At 65.5% G+C, this 16,711-nt stretch carries 14 protein-coding genes; 4 read left to right on the top strand and 10 right to left on the bottom strand.

Annotated features, from left to right (window positions below):
• Window positions 1-180: 180 nt before the first annotated feature.
• Window positions 181-1,464, top strand: coding sequence for a sensor domain-containing diguanylate cyclase (locus ABFA30_RS06520; protein ID WP_253080205.1), 1,284 nt, complete (start codon window positions 181-183; stop codon window positions 1,462-1,464).
• A 123-nt stretch (window positions 1,465-1,587) separates the two neighbouring features.
• Window positions 1,588-3,366 carry an acyl-CoA dehydrogenase C-terminal domain-containing protein gene (locus tag ABFA30_RS06525; protein WP_410045250.1) on the top strand — a complete coding sequence of 593 codons (1,779 nt, stop codon included), beginning with the start codon at window positions 1,588-1,590 and terminating at the stop codon, window positions 3,364-3,366.
• Between the two features lie 259 nt (window positions 3,367-3,625).
• Here the strand turns inward: ABFA30_RS06525 and ABFA30_RS06530 are convergent, their stop codons facing one another.
• Complete coding sequence (locus ABFA30_RS06530) at window positions 3,626-4,549, bottom strand: LysR family transcriptional regulator (RefSeq protein WP_253090719.1); 924 nt, start codon at window positions 4,547-4,549, stop codon at window positions 3,626-3,628.
• A gap of 210 nt (window positions 4,550-4,759) precedes the next feature.
• On the opposite strand from ABFA30_RS06530, the gene ABFA30_RS06535 reads away from it, so the two are divergent.
• Together ABFA30_RS06535 and ABFA30_RS06540 are read left to right on the top strand one after the other, a co-directional pair.
• Window positions 4,760-6,037 carry an aspartate aminotransferase family protein gene (locus ABFA30_RS06535; RefSeq protein WP_253090720.1) on the top strand — a complete coding sequence of 426 codons (1,278 nt, stop codon included), beginning with the start codon at window positions 4,760-4,762 and terminating at the stop codon, window positions 6,035-6,037.
• Between the two features lie 166 nt (window positions 6,038-6,203).
• Complete coding sequence (locus ABFA30_RS06540) at window positions 6,204-6,362, top strand: YqaE/Pmp3 family membrane protein (RefSeq protein ID WP_009681539.1); 159 nt, start codon at window positions 6,204-6,206, stop codon at window positions 6,360-6,362.
• 97 nt (window positions 6,363-6,459) lie between these two features.
• On the opposite strand, the gene ABFA30_RS06545 is transcribed toward ABFA30_RS06540, so the two are convergent.
• From ABFA30_RS06545 to ABFA30_RS06585, 9 genes are all read right to left on the bottom strand, one after another.
• Entirely contained in the window at window positions 6,460-8,295 is a 1,836-nt protein-coding gene (locus tag ABFA30_RS06545) for a prolyl oligopeptidase family serine peptidase (protein ID WP_410045251.1), read from the bottom strand.
• Window positions 8,261-9,421 (bottom strand): pyrroloquinoline quinone biosynthesis protein PqqE, encoded by a 1,161-nt coding sequence (gene pqqE, locus ABFA30_RS06550; RefSeq protein ID WP_410045252.1) that lies wholly within the window; start codon window positions 9,419-9,421, stop codon window positions 8,261-8,263. The genes ABFA30_RS06545 and pqqE overlap by 35 nt, the downstream gene beginning before the upstream one ends.
• Window positions 9,393-9,668: a pyrroloquinoline quinone biosynthesis peptide chaperone PqqD gene (gene pqqD / locus ABFA30_RS06555; RefSeq protein ID WP_225786472.1), complete on the bottom strand. Its 276-nt coding sequence runs from the start codon at window positions 9,666-9,668 to the stop codon at window positions 9,393-9,395. The genes pqqE and pqqD overlap by 29 nt, the downstream gene beginning before the upstream one ends.
• A complete protein-coding gene (gene pqqC, locus ABFA30_RS06560) occupies window positions 9,665-10,420 on the bottom strand; it encodes a pyrroloquinoline-quinone synthase PqqC (protein WP_410045253.1) in 756 nt (251 codons plus the stop codon). Before pqqC ends, pqqD begins: the two co-directional genes overlap by 4 nt.
• 8 nt (window positions 10,421-10,428) lie before the next feature.
• On the bottom strand, window positions 10,429-11,340 hold the full coding sequence (gene pqqB, locus ABFA30_RS06565) for a pyrroloquinoline quinone biosynthesis protein PqqB (protein WP_225786470.1): 912 nt from the start codon (window positions 11,338-11,340) through the stop codon (window positions 10,429-10,431).
• Between the two features lie 78 nt (window positions 11,341-11,418).
• The gene (pqqA, locus tag ABFA30_RS06570) at window positions 11,419-11,490 is read right to left on the bottom strand and encodes a pyrroloquinoline quinone precursor peptide PqqA (protein ID WP_003243383.1); all 72 of its coding nucleotides are present in this window, start codon (window positions 11,488-11,490) and stop codon (window positions 11,419-11,421) included.
• A gap of 170 nt (window positions 11,491-11,660) precedes the next feature.
• Window positions 11,661-13,982, bottom strand: coding sequence for a pyrroloquinoline quinone biosynthesis protein PqqF (pqqF, locus tag ABFA30_RS06575; RefSeq protein WP_253102117.1), 2,322 nt, complete (start codon window positions 13,980-13,982; stop codon window positions 11,661-11,663).
• 88 nt (window positions 13,983-14,070) lie between these two features.
• Window positions 14,071-14,868 (bottom strand): carbon-nitrogen hydrolase family protein, encoded by a 798-nt coding sequence (locus ABFA30_RS06580; RefSeq protein WP_225786468.1) that lies wholly within the window; start codon window positions 14,866-14,868, stop codon window positions 14,071-14,073.
• A 14-nt stretch (window positions 14,869-14,882) separates the two neighbouring features.
• Window positions 14,883-16,565 (bottom strand): flavin monoamine oxidase family protein, encoded by a 1,683-nt coding sequence (locus tag ABFA30_RS06585; RefSeq protein ID WP_225786467.1) that lies wholly within the window; start codon window positions 16,563-16,565, stop codon window positions 14,883-14,885.
• Window positions 16,566-16,711: the final 146 nt, after the last annotated feature.

The raw sequence follows: 16,711 nt of genomic DNA on the forward strand, positions 1-16,711 counted from the left end.
CCGCCTGCCTTCACCGGCAGGCGGTTTTTTTCGTCTGGAATTCGCCCGGTTGAGCCTTGGGCTGTCATTTGGGGTCGCTTCGCGCTCCAGCCGGCACTCAATGCATTCATCTATTCATGTGCGCTGCCGATGAGCTAGAGGCACAATGCCATTATCGATCTGCCGGGTCGGAGATTTCTCTTGTTTCGTCTATCCGCTGTACGCACGAGCCACTTCCTGCCTTCACTGATCCTGTTGCTGTCGGGGCTCGCGGCGGCTTACGTAAGAGACCTCAACGTCTTCTTCACTTCGCTGTTCAATGTCCTGCCCACCCTGGTCCTGTTGCTGGGTGGCGCCTACTGCGCGGTGTATCGCCGTCAGCGCGAACTGTTCCTGATGGTCACGGTGTATATCGCTTATTTCCTGCTCGATACCCAGACCGACTTCTACCGCGACCATGGCCGGGTTCGTGAGGACGCGGCAGTGGTCTTTCACCTGGTCTGCCTGTTGCTGCCCGCCTTGTTCGGCCTGTTCGGCGCCTGGCAAGAGCGCACCCATCTGGCCCAGGACATGCTCGCCCGCTTCGCCGTGCTGTTCGCCGTCGGCAGCGTGGCGCTGGCGCTGGAGCAGCGTTACCCCGAGGCATTGCTGGCGTGGTTGGCGGAGATCCGCTGGCCGTCGCTGCACGGTCAGTGGATGAGCCTGATCCAGATCGCCTATCCGCTGTTCCTGGGCATTTTCATCCTCCTGGTGGTGCAGTACCTGCGCCAGCCCAGGCCCCTGCATGCGGCGCAGATCATCGGCCTGGTCGGCATCTTCTGGATGCTGCCCAAGACCTTCATCCTGCCTTTCACCCTGAACATCATGTGCAGCCAGGTGATGCTGATGATCGCCGCGGCGGTAGCCCACGAGGCCTACCAGATGGCGTTTCGCGACGAGCTGACCGGGCTGCCGGGCCGCCGTGCGCTGAACGAGCGGATGCAACGCCTGGGGCGCAACTACGTGATCGCCATGACCGACGTGGACCACTTCAAGAAATTCAACGACACCCATGGCCACGATGTCGGCGACCAAGTGCTGCGCCTGGTCGCCAGCCGGCTGGCGCGGGTGACGGGTGGTGGGCGGGCCTACCGCTACGGTGGCGAGGAGTTCGCCCTGGTGTTCGCAGGCAAGAGTGCCGAGGAGTGCGTACCGCACCTGGAGGCGGTGCGGGAGGTGATCGCCAATTATGCGATCCAGTTGCGCGACCCGCAGAACCGGCCCCAGGATGACTCGGCGGGGCGCCAGCGCCGTGGCGCGGCTGCTGGCAGCACGGTCTCGGTGACCATCAGTATCGGCGTCGCCGAACGCCAGGCCGAACACCGTAATCCGGATGCCGTGCTCAAGTCGGCCGACCAGGCGCTCTACAGCGCCAAGGGCGCGGGGCGTAACTGCGTCATGGTTTGCGGTCAGCAGTCGAAGCGTGGGGCGGTGCGCATGGCGTGACTGAATGAGACCATGCGGTCTGTTGATGACCCTATGTCTCGCAAAAGTTGTTCGGTTACACTCCTTCCAACCCCGTGCCGCGGTCCTCCAGGATCGCCCCGCCCCTGATAGCGAGAGGTTGTGATGGCTGACTATAAAGCGCCCCTGCGCGATATGCGCTTCGTCCTGAATGAAGTCTTCGAGGTGGCCAGGCTCTGGTCGCAACTGCCTGGCCTGGCCGAGGCGGTCGACGAAGAAACCGCCATGGCCGTGCTGGAGGAGGCGGGCAAGGTGACCGGCAAGACCATCGCTCCGCTGAGCCGTGCCGGCGACGAGGAAGGCTGCCATTGGGACAACGGTGCCGTGCGTACCCCAGCCGGTTTCATCGAGGCCTACAAGACCTACGCCGAAGGCGGCTGGGTCGGCGTGGGTGGCGACCCGCTGTTCGGCGGCATGGGCATGCCCAAGGCGATTTCCGCCCAGGTCGAGGAGATGGTCAACGCCTCCAGCCTGGCCTTCGGCCTGTACCCGATGCTGACCGCCGGGGCCTGCCTGTCGATCAACGCCCATGCCAGCGAGGCGCTGAAGGAAAAGTACCTGCCCAACCTGTACGCCGGCATCTGGGCTGGCTCCATGTGCCTGACCGAGCCCCACGCCGGCACCGACCTGGGCATCATCCGCACCAAGGCCGAGCCCCAGGCCGATGGCAGCTACAAGGTCAGCGGCACCAAGATCTTCATCACCGGCGGCGAACACGACCTGACCGAGAACATCATCCACCTGGTGCTGGCCAAGCTGCCGGACGCACCGGCAGGGCCCAAGGGCATCTCGCTGTTCCTGGTGCCGAAGTTCCTGGTCAACGAAGACGGCAGCCTGGGTGCGCGCAACCCGGCCAACTGCGGTTCGATCGAACATAAGATGGGCATCCAGGCCTCGGCCACCTGCGTGATGAACTTCGACGGCGCCACCGGTTACCTGGTGGGTGAGCCGAACAAGGGCCTGGCGGCCATGTTCACCATGATGAACTACGAGCGCCTGGGGGTTGGCATCCAGGGCCTGGCGTCGGCCGAGCGCTCCTACCAGAACGCCGTCGAGTACGCCCGCGAGCGCCAGCAGAGCCGCGCGCCCACGGGCCCGCAGGCCAAGGACAAGCAGGCCGACCCGATCATCGTCCACCCAGACGTGCGTCGTATGTTGCTGACCATGAAGGCGCTGATCGAAGGTGGTCGTGCGTTCTCCACCTATGTGGCCATGCAACTGGACAGCGCCAAGTACAGCGAAGATGCCACCACCCGCAAGCGCAGCGAGGAGATGGTGGCGCTGCTGACGCCAGTGGCCAAGGCGTTTCTCACCGACCTGGGCCTGGAGTGCGCGGTGCATGGCCAGCAGGTGTTCGGCGGCCACGGCTACATCCGCGAGTGGGGCCAGGAGCAACTGGTGCGTGACGTGCGCATCACCCAGATCTACGAGGGCACCAACGGTATCCAGGCCCTGGACCTGATGGGCCGCAAGGTGGTCGGCAGCGGTGGGGCGTTCTACCGCCTGTTCTCCGACGAGATCCGCCAGTTCATCGCCGGTGCCGGCAGTGACCTGGAAGCGTTCGCCAAGCCGCTGGCGGCTTCCCTGGATCAGCTCGATGAGCTGACCGCCTGGGTGCTGGAGCGGGCCAAGGGCAATCCCAACGAGATCGGTGCCGCCTCGGTGGAATACCTGCACGCCTTCGGCTACGTGGCCTATGCCTACATGTGGGCGCTGATGGCCCGGGCGGCGTTGGCTGGCGAAGGTGACGAGGCGTTCTATGCTGGCAAGCTGGGGACTGCGCGTTTCTACTTCGCTCGCCTGCTGCCGCGTGTGCATTCGCTGGTGGCCTCGGTGAAGGCGGGGAGCGAAACGCTGTACCTGCTGGATGCGGGGCAGTTCTGAGATAACGCGGGGCTGCAAGGCAGCCCTAATACCGGATGTTTTTTGTAAGCTTTTTCCTACATCGCGTGGTGACTTTTCTCCCCTTTCCTAGGATTGGATCCACTGTTAATCTTTCTCACATGGACGTAGCGCAGGATGCGCAATGGACAGAACAGGGACAACGTAGGATTTCCTGCCAGGGTGGCGGGGCGATAAGGATGTCAAGGGAAACAGTCTGGAAAACCCCGCTTAGGCGGGGTTTTCTTCGTCTGCAGATTGTTCAACCGAGTACGTCCAGGGGCGAAACGCCCAACTGGCGGGCATCGGTCTCTTCCTCCAGCAGCGTGCGCAGCAACTCCACCGAGGCTTGCTGGCGCTGCACATCGCGAAACACCAGGCCGACCTTCAGCGGCACCCGCGGTTCACTCAGAGGCTTCCACAGCAAGGGCTGGTCGTCCTCGGCAGCATCTTTGGCGCGCCCAGGCAGGATGGTCGCCAGCGCCGTATGGGCGAGGCTGTCGAGAATCCCGCCCATGTTGTTCATCTCCGCTTGCACCTGCGGCCTGCGGCCGAGGTTGGCCAGTTGCGCCTGCCAGATCTGGCGGATCTGGAACTCCTCACCAAGCATCAGCATCGGCAGTTCGGCTGCCTGGCGGATCGAGACCTTCTTGAAGTCCTTCAGGGGGTGAGTGTCGGGGATGACAAGCTGCAGCTCATCTTCGTACAGCAGCAAACCATGCAACCCCGGTTGGCGCGGCGGCAGGTAGCTGATGCCGATGTCCAGGCTGCCGTTGAGCAGGCGCCGCTCGATCTCCAGCCCCGACAACTCGTAGATCTGCACCACCAGGTGCGGCTGGGCTCGGCGCACGCGCTCCAGCAGTTGCGGTACCAGGCTCGGCCGTACCGTCTGCAACACGCCGATGGCCAGGGTACGCAGGGACTGGCCCTTGAAGCTGCGCATGGCGTCGTGGGCCCGCTGCAGGCCGTCGAGCAGCGGCAGGGCGTGGTTGTACAGGGTATGGGCGGCAAGGGTCGGCAGCAGCCGCTTGTTGCTGCGTTCGAACAGGCTCAGGTCGAGGCTGTGCTCGAGCTGGCGGATCTGCTGCGACAGCGCCGGCTGGGACAGGGACAGGCGTTCGGCGGCACGGCCTACGTGGCCTTCTTCGTACACCGCGACGAAATAACGCAACTGACGAAAATCCATAAGCAATACTTATCGAAAAAGCTGAAAAAACGGAATGGCCGCAACGCGCCGTGACGCCTAGTCTATCCCGTATTCCAGCGGCTTACAGCGATCATTACAGTGATTGTTACCCTGGATGAAAAAGACTTTTGATAGGCAAGGCAGAATATAAACCCTCCGGCACATCGACCGGGGCCTTGACCACCCTGACCGTGATTGGCTGGAGCCCCGATGAACCTGTTCAACCTGCGCCGCTCGCCCCCGGTGGCCGCCGAGCCCAAGCGTGCCCCAGTGGCCGAGCCGGCGGTGCCGCAACTGGCTCGCGAGCACCTGATGGCGAGCGCGCAACGGGCTGAGCAGGTCTTCGTGCGGGGGCAGGGCTCGTGGCTGTGGGACAGCGAAGGGCATGCCTACCTGGATTTCACCCAGGGTTGTGCGGTCAACAGCCTCGGTCACAGCCCAGGCGTGCTGGCCAAGGCGCTGGGCAACCAGGCCCAGGCGCTGATCAACCCGGGTGCGGGTTTTCACAGCCGGAGCCTGCTGGAGCTGGTCGAGCGGCTGTGCCAGAGCACCGGCAGCGACCAGGCGTACCTGCTCAACAGCGGCGCCGAAGCCTGCGAAGGGGCGATCAAGCTGGCCCGCAAGTGGGGCCAGCTGCATCGCAATGGTGCCTATCACATCATCACTGCCAGCCAGGGCTGCCATGGGCGGAGCCTGGGGGCGCTGTCGGCCTCCGACCCGTTGCCGTGCAACCGCTGCGAACCTGGCCTGCCGGGCTTCAGCAAGGTGCCGTTCAACGACCTGGCTGCCCTGCACGCGGCGGTGGACTCGCGCACCGTGGCGATCATGCTCGAACCGATCCAGGGGGAGGCGGGGGTGGTCCCGGCGACCCGCGAATACCTCAAGGGTGTCGAGCAACTGTGCCGTGAACTGGGCATCCTGCTGATTCTCGACGAAGTCCAGACCGGCATTGGCCGCTGCGGTGCCCTGTTGGCCGAGCGGACCTACGGTGTGCGCGCCGACATCGTCACCCTGGGCAAGGGCCTGGGCGGTGGCGTGCCATTGGCCGCCTTGCTGGCCCGTGGCAACGCCTGCTGCGCCGAGCCCGGCGAGCTGGAGGGCAGCCACCACGGCAATGCCTTGATGAGCGCCGCTGGCCTAGCAGTGCTGGATACCGTGCTGGAGCCGGGTTTCTTCGAGCATGTGCAGGACAGCGGCCGCCACCTGCGCGATGGCCTCTGCCGCCTGGCTGGCCGCTATGGCCAGGGCGAGGTACGTGGCCAGGGGCTGCTCTGGGCCTTGCAGTTGCGCGAAGACCTGGCCCGTGATCTGGTCGAGGCCGCGCTGCGCGAGGGACTGCTGCTCAATGCCCCACAGGCGGACGTGGTGCGCTTCTCACCGGCGCTGACGGTGAGCAAGGGCAACATCGACGAGATGCTCCTGCGCCTGGCCCGCGCTTTCGCCCGCTTGCATGCCCAGCAGCACAGCCGCCGCGAGGTATCGGCCTGACCGGCCTTGCGGTCGCAAGAGTTTCAACGAACCGTCTCGCGTTCCTGCGCATCGCCCTTGGCCTGTAGTCTTTGGCCCGGGGCGTTTTTTTTGCCTGGCGCCTGGCTGTGGAACCATAGGGCCATGCCGCTAGTCTCTCTTGTGAACCTTCCAAGGAGAGATCTGCATGGACTTCATTCGCATCATCATCGCCATCATTCTTCCGCCGCTGGGGGTGTTCCTGCAGGTCGGGTTCGGTGGCGCGTTCTGGCTGAACATCCTGTTGACGCTGCTGGGTTATATCCCGGGGATCGTGCATGCGGTGTACATCATCGCCAAGCGTTGAGGGTTGCTAGAGCTGGCCTGTCGCATAGGGCTGCCTTGCAGCCCATCGCCGGCAAGCTGACTTTCACAGGGCTCTGGAGAGTACAAAGCCCAGGAATCTACCTGCCTAGCACCCGGCAGTAGAATTTCCACTCTTCCTCCAGCGCATGGGCCAGGTTTTGTGCCTGGCGCAAACCATGCCGCTCCCCCGCATAGAAATGCCCCTCGGCCTCGATGCCGTTGGCCTTGAGCGCCTCGAGCATGGCCCGGGTCTGCGCCGGCACCACCACGGCATCCAGCTCGCCCTGGAAGAAGATCACGGGTGCCTTGATCCGCTCGGCATGCAGCAGCGGCGTGCGCTGGCGGTAGCGCTCGGCATCCCGCAGCGGGTCGCCGATCAGCCAGTCCAGGTAGTCACCCTCGAACTTGTGCGTCGCCCGGCCCAACGCCACGGGGTCGCTAACGCCGTACAGGCTGGCGCCAGCACGGAACACGTCGTGGAAGGCGAGGGCGCACAGGGTGGTGTAGCCGCCTGCACTGCCGCCACGGATGAAAGCCTTGCACGAGTCGACCAGGCCCAGCCCGGCGAGGTGGGCGACCGCGGCGCAGGCGTCCTCCACATCGATCTCGCCCCAACGCAGGTGCAGGGCCTGGCGGTAGGCACGGCCATAGCCGCTGCTGCCCCGGTAGTTGAGGTCGGCCACGGCGAAACCCCGTTGCGTCCAATACTGGATGCGTGGGTCGAATACCGGATAGCAGGCCGAGGTCGGGCCACCATGGATGAACACCACCAGCGGCGCAGGCGCTGCGCTGCCATCCATGGCCGGGTAGAAGAAACCATGGGCCGTGTCGCCGCCGCTGGGGTAGTGGATCGGCTGCGGGCGGCTGACCCGTTCGGCCGGCAAGGGCAGGCCGCCACCGGCCAGTACCTGTACCTGCCTGGTATGCCGGTCGATGGCGATGACCGCTGGCGGGTTCAGTGGCGAGCCAGCAATGGCGTAGATGTGCCCGGCATCCATGGCCAGGCTGCGAAAGCGCGTGTAGTCGCTGCCAAGGTGCTGCACCTGCCCGCCGTGGCTGCGCAGGCCCAGGTGCCCGAAACCTTCCTCGAACCAACTGGCCAGGTAGGTATCGGGGCCGAGCGCCAGCCAGGTGCTGGCCCCCAGTTGCCAGGGGGCTGCGGCATGGTCGGCGGTCGCCGCAGGCAGTGCCTGCCACTGGCCATCGACTTCCCCCCAGGGCTGCCAGAAGCCATTGCGATCGCTCAGGCAGTACAGCCGTCCGTCGGCGTCGAAGCGGGGTTGCTGCAGCGATTCTTCGTCTGCCGCGTCACCTGCCAGGCAACGGGCCGGCCCCCAATCACCTCGGCTGTCGCGTTCACGGCACATCAGGCGGGTGCGGGTCCAGGGTTGCTCCGGTCGGTCCCACTCGACCCAGGCCAGGCGCTGGCTGTCGTCGCTCAGGGTGGGCGAGGCATAGAAGTCGGCGCCTTCGGCCAGCACCACGCGGCCTTCGCCGGAGAGGGCCACCAGACGATGCTCGACCCGCTCGACATGCTGTTCTTCCACCGCCAGGACCTGGCCCGCCTGCCACAGCACATCGCCATAGCGGCAATGTTCGGCCTGGGTCAGGGCGCGTGGCGGGGAACCGTCGAGCGCCTGGGTGTAGACCTGCTGGTCGGCCTCGTTGACGAACACCAGGCCGTCACCGCCCAGGCAGAAGCTGCCACCGCCGTACTCGTAGACGCGGCTGCGCACGCTGTAGCCGTCCGGGGTCAGGCAATGGGCCTGGGCGTTGCGCCAGTGCCAGATGCGGCAGGCACCGTCGGCAGGGCGGAACTCGTTCCAGAACAGCCCGGCGGCGCCGACCTTGAGTTCGGCGAAATCGGTGCCGGCTGCCACTGCCTGGGCAGCGCTGAAGTCAGCCACGGGCGATGACACGGGAGTTGCGCTCATTGCGGAAGGTCATCTCTTCGATGCCCAGCTGGGCGGTTTCGGCTTCCTCGCGGGCCTTGAGGATGATGCCGTGGTCGGCGGACTTGGCGCACACCGGGTCGGCGTTGCTGGCATCGCCGGTGAGCATGAAGGCCTGGCAGCGGCAGCCGCCGAAGTCCTTTTCCTTCTCGTCGCACGAGCGGCAGGGCTCGGGCATCCAGTCGTAGCCGCGGAAACGGTTGAAGCCGAACGAGTCGTACCAGATGTGGCGCAGGTCATGGTCGCGCACGTTGGGGAACTGCACCGGCAGCTGTCGCGCGCCGTGGCAAGGCAGGGCCGTGCCATTCGGGGTGACGGTGAGGAACAGGCTGCCCCAGCCGTTCATGCAGGCCTTGGGGCGTTCCTCGTAGTAATCCGGGGTGACGAAGATCAGCTTGCACGGGTTGCCGGCGGCCTTGAGTGTTTCCCGGTACGCGTTGGTGATGCGTTCGGCCCGCTCCAGCTGGGCGCGGGTCGGCAGCAGGCCCAGGCGGTTGAGGTGCGCCCAGCCGTAGAACTGGCAGGTGGCGAGTTCGACGAAGTCGGCCTCCAGGGCGATGCACAGCTCGATGATGCGGTCGATCTTGTCGATGTTGTGCCGGTGGGTGACGAAGTTCAGCACCATCGGATAGCCATGGGCTTTCACCGCCCGGGCCATCTCCAGCTTCTGGGCGAAGGCTTTCTTCGAGCCGGCCAGCAGGTTGTTGACCTGCTCGTCGCTGGCTTGGAAGCTGATCTGAATATGGTCCAGCCCGGCCTGCTTGAACGCGGCGATCTTCTGCTCGGTCAGGCCGATGCCGGAGGTGATCAGGTTGGTGTAGTAGCCCAGGCGCCGGGCTTCGCCGATCAGCTCGGCGAGGTCCTGGCGCACCAGCGGCTCGCCACCGGAGAAGCCCAGTTGCGCCGCGCCCAGCTCACGGGCCTCGGCCATCACCCGGAACCACTGCTCGGTGGAGAGCTCCTGGCCCTGCGCGGCGAAGTCCAGTGGGTTGGAGCAGTACGGGCACTGCAACGGGCAACGGTAGGTCAGCTCGGCCAGCAACCACAGCGGCAGGCCGACCTCCGGTTTGGCCGGCATTTCAGGCGAGGACGATCCAGTGTTCGGCACGGGCCACCTCCATGAACTGCTCGATGTCGTCGGCCACTTCCGGGACACCGGGGAACTGCCGCTCGAGCTCGGCGATGATCGCCGCCACGTCGCGTTGGCCATCGATCAGGCCGCCGATCAGCGCGGCGCTTTCGTTGAGCTTGATCATGCCCTCGGGGTACAGCAGGACATGGCCCTTCTGCGCCGGTTCGTACTGGAAACGATAGCCCGGGCGCCACTGCGGGACTTGCTGACGATCGAAACTCATAGGGCGATCCCCTTGTGCCAGACCCGCTCGCCGGTGACGGTGTGGTAGGGCGGGCGGTCCAGTTCGTAGGCCATGCTCATGGCATCGAGCATGCTCCAGAGAATATCCAGTTTGAACTGCAGGATCTCCAGCATGCGCTCCTGGCCGGCGCGGGTGGTGTAGTGCTGCAGGGTGATCGCCAGGCCATGCTCGACATCGCGCCGGGCCTGGCCCAGGCGGGTGCGGAAGTACTCGTAGCCGGCCGGGTCGATCCACGGGTAGTGCTGCGGCCAACTGTCCAGGCGCGACTGGTGGATCTGTGGGGCGAACAGCTCGGTCAGCGAGCTGCTGGCGGCCTCCTGCCAACTGGCGCGGCGGGCGAAGTTGACATAGGCGTCCACGGCGAAGCGCACGCCGGGCAGGACCAGTTCCTGGGAACGCAACTGATCCGGATCCAGGCCCACCGCCTGGCCCAGGCGCAGCCAGGCCTCGATGCCACCGTCCTCGCCAGGGGCGCCGTCATGGTCGAGCAGGCGCTGGATCCACTCGCGGCGCACCTCGCGGTCCGGGCAGTTGGCCAGGATCGCGGCATCCTTCATCGGGATGTTGACCTGGTAGTAGAAGCGGTTGGCCACCCAGCCCTGGATCTGCTCGCGGGTGGCGCGGCCTTCGTACATCGCCACGTGGTAGGGGTGATGGATGTGGTAGTAGGCGCCCTTGGCGCGCAAGGCCTGCTCGAGTTCGGCAGGGGACATCGGTGTTGCGTCGCTCATCAGGCCTCCTACAGCTCGATGCTCATGCCGTCGTAGGCGACTTCCACGCCCCGGCGTTGTACCTCGGCCCGTTCCGGGGAGTCTTCATCGAGAATCGGGTTGGTGTTGTTGATGTGGATAAGCACCTTGCGCTGGCGCGGGAAGCCCTCCAGCACCTCGAGCATGCCGCCCGGGCCGTTCTGCGCCAGGTGGCCCATCTCGCGGCCGGTGCGGGTACCGACACCGCGCCGTTGCATTTCATCATCCTCCCACAGGGTGCCGTCGACCAGCAGGCAGTCGGCGCCGTGCATCATCTCCAGCAACTGGCCGTCGACCTGGCCGAGGCCTGGGGCATAGAACAGCTTGCCGCCGGTGCGCAGGTCTTCGACCAGCAGGCCCAGGTTGTCGCCCGGGTGCGGGTCGAAGCGATGCGGCGAATAAGGCGGTGCGGCGCTGCGCAGGGGGAAGGGGGTGAACCTGAGGTTTGGGCAGGCTTCGATGACGAAGCTGCCGTCCAGCTCGATGCGGTTCCATTTCAGGCCGCCATTCCAGTGGCTGAGCATGTTGAACAGCGGAAAGCCGGTGGTCAGGTCCTGGTGGACCATGTCGGTGCACCAGACCTGGTGCGGGCAGCCTTCGCGCAGGCTGAGCAGGCCGGTGGTGTGGTCGATCTGGCTGTCGAGCAAAACGATCGCATCGATGCCGGTGTCACGCAGGGCGCGGGCCGGTTGCATCGGCGCGAAGGCCTGGAGTTGGGCGCGGATGTCTGGCGAGGCGTTGCACAGGATCCAGTGCTCGCCGTCGTCGGACAGGGCGATGGACGACTGGGTCCGCGCCGTGGCGCGCAGCGTGCCGTCGCGAAAGCCCTTGCAGTTGGCGCAGTTGCAGTTCCACTGGGGAAAACCGCCGCCAGCGGCGGAACCGAGAATCTGGATGTACATGGCTGCTCTCTATCCGAAGATGCGTATCCGAAAAACGAAAACGCCCCGGCGGACCGAGGCGTCGAACCGCAGGCTGGCTTAGCGGTTGGCGAAGTACATGGTCACTTCGAAGCCGATACGCAGGTCAGTGTATGCAGGTTTGGTCCACATGGGCTTGCTCCTTCCGGATAGGGGTTGGGGTTGTCAGTCACTTGTTTGGGTACCGCCTCGCGGAGGAGGTTCCATTGGCTGAGATTGCGCTATCTTACAAGAAAAATTTGTACCGAAAGGTTAATTATTCGAAAAGTGCCCTTGCACTTACCGTAACAATCGACCTTCGCTCATTGCCAGCGCTCATCTGGCGCCGGTGCATTGGCCAAGCATAGCCAGCCATCTTCGGCCGCCAGCAGGCGCTGCATTAACAGATCCAGGTGCGTCTGGTCTGTATTCAGAATAGACCGCTGCATGTAGGAAAGGTCGCTGGCTTGTGTGGCCAGTTGTGTCTGCCATGCCCATTCCGCCATGTCGGTGTTGGCCATGGCGGACTCCGCGAACTGCTCGGCCAGGGCTTGGCGCACGCCGCTGTCGAGCTGCACACCTTCCTGGAGCAGGGCCAGCAGGTGGGTGAGGATTTGCGTGGGGCTGGCATGGGGCGATTGCACGCCGAAGAGCAGGCCGCCGACGCCCTCGACCTGACGAAAGGCGCTGAACACCGCATAGCCCAGTTGCAACTCCACTCGCATGCGCTCGTAGTACGGACCCTGCAGCAGTTGCGCCAGCAGCCGGCCTGCGGCTTGCTGTTCAGCCGGTAGCGGGCAGAACAGCAGCAGGGCGCTCTCGCTGCCCTCGGCCTGGGCGTGATGCCAGTGCAGCCCGTGGAAGGGCGCGGGCCGCTGCAGGTGGGCGGGTTGGCCCATCAGCTTGTCCAGGGTCACGCCCAGGGCTGCCTGCCCGGCCTGGTCGAAGCCCACGGCCAGGCCCTGCCAGCGCGCCGTTTGCCAGAGCCGGTCGAGCAGGGCCTGGTCCAACGGGGCGGCCGAAGTGGGTTGGGCTTCGCCGTTTCGCAGGACGTCGGGCAGTGCCTTGAGCAATGCCCGAAGTGGAATCAGCGCCGGCCCCTGGGTGGGCGGTGACTGCCAGTTATCCAGCGTGGGTGCACGTAGCAGGGCGAGCGACTCCTCGACCGCGCGCAACACCGCTTCCGGACGCCCCGTGCAACGCAGTTGCCAGTATTCGCCGACGGCATCGAAGGCCAGTTGTATCGATGTGCGTTCGGCGCGCTCCATCAGCGGGCGCAGTGCCTGTTCGAGTAGCGGATGGAAACGTTGACGCAAGCAGGAGGTTATCTGCCAGCGCAGGTAGAGCGCGGCGAAGCGGCGTGTGTCCGGCAGGAGGTCGCTGATCGCCAGGCCTGCTGGAGGCGCGGCCGTGGAGTGCCGGGGAAGGCCGGCTTGCAGCAACGGGTCGGGTGGCGCTAGCCGCCAGTGGTCGTGGGCACTGTCACTGCTGGGGAGGCTGCCCAGCAGTATTCGCAAGGCCTCCAGGCCTTGTGCATCGAGGGCCCGGAAGGGGTGGCCTGCGCTGTCTCGGCGGGCCAGGTCGAGGGCGCTGGCGGCTTGCTCGCGGCTGTGCTGCAGGCGGGCGAACGCCTCGTTCAAGGTCGCCCTATCGGCGTGGCGCATGAAGCCGAGCCAGCTGTGCAGCGACGTGCGAATGTCGGCTTGCGATGCCTCTTCGCTCAGTTGCAGGCGAACGCTCCAGAGCAGTTGCCCGGCGAAGGCGTGCAGTGGCTCGGCCTGGAAGCCTTGTAGCCATCCACGTTGGCGCAGGTGTGCCAGCCAGCCACCCTGTCGGCTGTCACCCAGGTAGGCGAGCAGCAGTTCCAGTGCCTGTTCTGCGCCTTGCGGCAGGTTTTCATGGGCGAACAGCAGGTCCAACCTTCGTCCGGCTGGGGGGAGGTGACGCAGGGCGCCTTGCAGCAGGGCCGGGGGCATCGCCTGGGGGATGCGCTGGCCGTCAGCGAACAGGCCGCCGAGGCGCTGGCCCACGGCTTGCAGCGCGTCCAATGGCTGTGGCCCGCACAGGGCCAGGGTCATCTGCCCGCCTTGGTAGAACTGTTGGTGAAACTGCCGCAGAGCCTGCTGGAACGCCGGATCGCGCAACACCAGGCTGTGCCGGTTGCCCGCCTGGAAACCGCTCAGCGGATGGCGGGCGGACACGCACTGGAGCAGGGCGAAGTGCCGCTGGGCCTCGGGGTTGCGCGACCAGGCGATGAATTCGGCATGGATCACTTCGCGCTCGCGGACCTGGCGTTCGATGCCCAGGTCCGGCTCGGCGAGCATCTGGCATAGGCGCTCCAGGCCGCCTGGCAGCGCAGTGGGCGGGACCTCGAAGAAGAAGTCGGTGGTGCGCTCGCGGGTGCTGGCGTTGACCTGGCCGCCCAGGCTTTGCACATAGCGCATCAGGCCGTCTTCCAGGGGAAAACGGTCGGTACCCAGGAAGAACAGGTGCTCGAGGAAATGGGCCAGGCCAGGCCATTTCGCTGGGGCGTCATGGCTGCCGGCATGCACCCGCAGCGCCGCGGCGGCGCGCTTGAGGTGCGGGGCGTGGCGCAGGACGAGCTGCAGGCCATTGGCGAGGGTGAGGTGGCGAGTGGCGTACATGCGCTCATGCTAGCGCATTTGTGGGGGCTGGCTGGGGGCAATTAGGGCCGCTTTGCGCCCCATCGCCGGCAAGCCAGCCCCCGGGGGCTCAGTCCTGGCGAGCCTGGTGCAGCTCGCGCCGCAGATCGGTCAGGTAGGGAAACGCCGCCCGCCCTTGCACCACGCATTCATGCTCCAGCTCGGCCAGCAACTGGCACTCGCTGCGCCCTGCCATGGCCAGCAAGCTCCCATCCGGACCGATGATGCTGCTCTGGCCGCAATACTGGATCTCGCCTTCCGCACCACAGTAGTTGGCATACACCAGGTAGCACTGGTTCTCCTGTGCCCGTGCGCGCACGGTGACCTGGCAGATGAAGTCGTAGGGCGTCATGTTCGCCGTCGGCACCAGGATCAGCTCGGCGCCGGCCAGGGCCAGGCGACGGGCGTTTTCCGGGAACTCGATGTCGTAGCAGATCAGCATGCCCAGCTTCCAGCCGTCCAGCTCGACCACCGGGAAGTGATCGGCGCCCGGGCTGAACATGGCGCGGTCCAGCTCGCCGAACAGATGAGTCTTGCGGTAGTTGCACAAGCTGCGACCATGGGCGTCGATCAACTGCACGCTGTTGTATACCGCGCCGTCTTCGGCGCGCTCCGGATAGCCGTAGACGATGGCGATGCGGTGGGCCTGGGCGATTTCCACCACGCTCATGGCCGAAGGGCCGTCATCGGGCTCGGCGAGGCGCTGCACTGCCTCTGCACCGATGTTGTAGCCGCTCAGGTACATCTCCGGGCAGACCAGCAGTTGCGCGCCGCGGGCTGCCGCCAGTTGCGCCTGCTGTTGCAGGCGCTCGAGATTGCCGGGTACGTCCAGTGGCCTGGGCGTACCCTGGAACAGGGCGATGCGCATGGCGCCTCCTTGTTTCAGTCGGCCAGGGCGATCGGCCCGATCTCATGGAACACGTCGCCCGGGCCGGGATTGTCCGGGTGGGTCTTGCCACCGAAGTGATTCATGATACCCCACACCGCGTTCAGCGAGGTCTGCACCGCGCCTTCCACCCAGGCTGGCGTCCACGACACATCGTCGCCGGCGATGAAGATGCCGCGTTGCTCGGCCGGCATGTCATCCTGCATGAAGTGTGCGTACATGCGCTGGTTGTAGCGATAGTGGCCCGGCAGCGCACCCTTGAAGGCGCCGAGGAAGTGCGGATCGGCCTCCCACGACACGGTGATCGGGTCGCCGATGATATGGCCGGCGATGTCGGTCTTCGGGTAGATCTTCTTCAGTGCGTCGAGGGCCAGCTGCACGCGTTTTTCCACCGGGTGCGGCAGCATCTTCAGGGCGTCGCTCATCCAGGCGTAGGACAGGCAGATCACCCCCGGCTTGTCGTCGCCGTTGTCGAACAGGTAGGTACCACGGGTCAGGCGATCGGTGAGGGTCATGCTCATCAGGTCGCGGCCGGTTTCCGGGTCCTTGTCCTTCCAGAACGGCCGGTCGACCATGACGAAGGTCTTCGACGACTGCATGTAGCGCGTGCGGTCCAAGGCCATCCACATCTTCTGCGAGAACAGCGATTCTTCGCAGTCGATCTGGGTGGTCAGCAGCCAGCTCTGGCAGGTGGCGAGCACCGCGGCATAGTGGCGGGTATCGCCCCAGTTGTCGGTAACTGCCAGGCGACCATCGGCAGCGCGGGCGATGCGCTTGACGCCGGTGCGTGGCGCGCCGCCGTGCAGCGAGCTGAGGCTGGTGCCGGTCGGCCAGTGGGCGCAACGCTCCGGCACATGGCGCCAGATGCCCTGGGGCACCTGCTCGACGCCACCGACGACCAGGTGCTGGTGATCGTCGCAGTTGGTCATCACCACGCGGAAGATCTCCAGCATCGAGTTGGGGAAGTCCGAGTCCCAGCCGCCTGTGCCGAAGCCGACCTGGCCGAACACCTCGCGGTGCTGGAAGCTGAGCTTGGCGAAGGCGCGCGAGGTGGCGACGAAGTCATAGAAGGTGCGGTCGTCCCACAGTGGCACCAGGGTGTTCCACAGTTCCTTGAGGCGTGGCACGTCGCGATCGCGGATGGCCTGCTGGATCTCGCTGAAGCGGGCACCGCTCTCCAGGGCGTCGGCCCAGGCATCGGCCACCTCATGGAACAGCGCCGGCAGGTCGGCGGGTTTCTCGGCGTAGTAGGTCTGGCCTTCCAGGTCGATCACCGTGCTGCCCGAGGCTGGGGTCAGCGGGTTGGGGAAGGGCCGGGTCTCGAGGCCGAGCTTGTCGACATAGTGGTAGAAGGCTGTCGACGATACCGGGAAACGCATGCCGCCGAGCTCGGCGATGATCCCGTCGGTGCCGTTGAACGCCTGGGAGCGCAGGCGCCCACCCAGTTTGGAGGCCTCGTACACCACTGGCTTGAGGCCCAGCTTCATCAGTTCGTAGGCCGCCACCAGCCCGGCGATACCGGCACCGACGATCGCCACTTCCTCGCCATGTCGCTCGGCTGGAATGCTGCCCAGGCCAGCGGGGTGCTCCAGCCAATCGTCGAACGCGAAGGGGAAGTCCGGGCCGAAGATGGTGATGGGTTTCTTGCCGTCGGCGGGATGGCGGTTTTTCTTGTTCATGTGAGGACCTTGCCAGGGAGGCTGCGCAGGGGCGGAGCCTGAGTATAGGAAATGCCTGGTGGCCATTTTATGGAGCGGGGTGTTCGTAATTAAGATGCAGAGTGGCGTCGTTATGCTGTGTTAATCGTCTTAATGACATTAATTGA

The sequence above is a fragment of the Pseudomonas sp. HLMP genome (assembly GCF_046365545.1).
In the GTDB taxonomy this organism is placed as follows: Bacteria; Pseudomonadota; Gammaproteobacteria; order Pseudomonadales; family Pseudomonadaceae; genus Aquipseudomonas; species Aquipseudomonas guariconensis_B.

Bases quoted from the DNA above. Each gene is read 5' to 3' on its own strand.
- ABFA30_RS06525 (WP_410045250.1), top strand. From the start codon at position 1,588: ATGGCTGACTATAAAGCGCCCCTGCGCGATATGCGCTTCGTCCTGAAT.
- ABFA30_RS06530 (WP_253090719.1), bottom strand. From the start codon at position 4,549: ATGGATTTTCGTCAGTTGCGTTATTTCGTCGCGGTGTACGAAGAAGGC.
- ABFA30_RS06535 (WP_253090720.1), top strand. From the start codon at position 4,760: ATGAACCTGTTCAACCTGCGCCGCTCGCCCCCGGTGGCCGCCGAGCCC.
- ABFA30_RS06540 (WP_009681539.1), top strand. From the start codon at position 6,204: ATGGACTTCATTCGCATCATCATCGCCATCATTCTTCCGCCGCTGGGG.
- ABFA30_RS06545 (WP_410045251.1), bottom strand. From the start codon at position 8,295: ATGAGCGCAACTCCCGTGTCATCGCCCGTGGCTGACTTCAGCGCTGCC.
- pqqD (WP_225786472.1), bottom strand. From the start codon at position 9,668: ATGAGTTTCGATCGTCAGCAAGTCCCGCAGTGGCGCCCGGGCTATCGT.
- pqqC (WP_410045253.1), bottom strand. From the start codon at position 10,420: ATGAGCGACGCAACACCGATGTCCCCTGCCGAACTCGAGCAGGCCTTG.
- pqqB (WP_225786470.1), bottom strand. From the start codon at position 11,340: ATGTACATCCAGATTCTCGGTTCCGCCGCTGGCGGCGGTTTTCCCCAG.
- pqqF (WP_253102117.1), bottom strand. From the start codon at position 13,982: ATGTACGCCACTCGCCACCTCACCCTCGCCAATGGCCTGCAGCTCGTC.
- ABFA30_RS06580 (WP_225786468.1), bottom strand. From the start codon at position 14,868: ATGCGCATCGCCCTGTTCCAGGGTACGCCCAGGCCACTGGACGTACCC.
- ABFA30_RS06585 (WP_225786467.1), bottom strand. From the start codon at position 16,565: ATGAACAAGAAAAACCGCCATCCCGCCGACGGCAAGAAACCCATCACC.